At 36.9% G+C, this 1,236-nt stretch carries 1 protein-coding gene; it reads left to right on the forward strand.

Translation table 11 applies throughout. The annotated features are described in order from the left end of the window. Window positions 1-124: 124 nt before the first annotated feature. On the forward strand, window positions 125-1,236 hold a 1,112-nt coding region (locus tag QM818_RS08970; RefSeq protein WP_414300177.1), incomplete at its 3' end, for an ISL3 family transposase.

The raw sequence follows: 1,236 nt of genomic DNA on the forward strand, positions 1-1,236 counted from the left end.
GGCTCTATAATATTTGTAGTGGGTAAATCCCCTATGAATCTTATGGAGCCTATTTTTGTGTAGAAAAAAAGTCCCATAAGATCTATAATGAAAAGTGACCAAACAACTCATTAGAAAGATTCATATGGAACAATTACATTTTATCACAAAACTACTCGATATCAAAGACCCAAATATCCAAATTATAGATATCATCAATAGGGATACACACAAGGAAATCATCGCTAAACTGGATTATGAGGCTCCATCTTGTCCTGATTGCGGAAGTCAAATGAAAAAATATGACTTTCAAAAACCGTCTAAGGTTCCTTACTTTGAAACTACTGGTATGCCTACTAGAATCCTCCTTAGAAAACGTCGTTTTAAGTGCTATCAGTGCTCAAAAATGATGGTTGCTGAGACTCCTCTAGTAAAGAAAAATCATCAAATCCCTCGTATCATCAACCAAAAAATTGCTCAGAAGCTGATTGAAAAAACTTCTATGACCGATATTGCTCATCAGCTTGGCATTTCAACTTCAACTGTTATTCGCAAACTCAATGATTTTCACTTTAAGCATGATTTTTCTCGGCTTCCAAAGACTATGTCTTGGGATGAGTACTCCTTTACCAAGGGAAAGATGAGTTTCATTGCGCAAGATTTTGACAATCTCAATATCATCACTGTTCTTGAGGGTAGAACACAAGCTATTATTCGAAATCACTTTCTTAAATATGATAGAGTCGTCCGATGTCGAGTGAAAATCATTACTATGGATATGTTTAGCCCTTACTATGACTTGGTTAAACAGCTTTTTCCAAACGCTAAAATCGTGTTGGATCGTTTCCATATTGTCCAACATCTCAGCCGTGCTATGAGTCGTGTGCGTGTCCAAATCATGAATCAGTTTCATCGAAAATCCCATGAATACAAGGCTATCAAGCGTTACTGGAAACTCATTCAACAGGATAGTCGTAAGCTCAGCGATAAACGTTTTTATCGCCCTACTTTTCGTATGCACTTAACCAATAAAGAAATTCTAGACAAGCTTTTGAGCTATTCAGAAGACTTGAAATATCACTATCATCTCTATCAGCTCTTGCTTTTCCACTTTCAGAATAAGGAACCGAATAAATTTTTCGGGCTCATTGAGGACAATCTAAAGCAGGTTCATCCTCTTTTTCAGACTGTCTTTAAAACCTTCCTCAAGGATAAAGAGAAAATTGCCAACGCCCTTCAACTACCCTATTCCAACGC

The sequence above is a fragment of the Streptococcus mitis genome, from assembly GCF_047464035.1.
GTDB lineage: Bacteria > Bacillota > Bacilli > Lactobacillales > Streptococcaceae > Streptococcus > Streptococcus mitis_DX.